The following is a 217-nucleotide window of genomic DNA, read 5'->3' on the forward strand; positions in this document are numbered from 1 at the left end:
TCCAGACAGTCCTACTTTGTGGCAAGAGGTTGATACGATCTTAAAGCGTCAATGGTATCGTGCTGATGGTCATGCTTTTTCGATTGCTGCGGTCTGTATTGATTCAGGGGGACATCATACACAGCGTGTTTACGAGTTTTGCAAAGCAAGACTTGGACGCAGGATTTGGGCAATTAAAGGCGGTTCTGAACAAGGTGGGCAACGCTCTCCAGTCTGG

Annotated in this window: 1 protein-coding gene; it reads left to right on the plus strand. The window is 47.9% G+C overall.

Going from position 1 to position 217, the window contains the following annotated elements:
• Positions 1-217: terminase gpA endonuclease subunit (locus tag QMN76_RS10945; protein ID WP_282066063.1), on the plus strand; the 217-nt coding region annotated here is incomplete at both ends.

The organism is Commensalibacter papalotli (ex Botero et al. 2024) (assembly GCF_947179115.1).
GTDB classification, from domain to species: domain Bacteria; phylum Pseudomonadota; class Alphaproteobacteria; order Acetobacterales; family Acetobacteraceae; genus Commensalibacter; species Commensalibacter papalotli.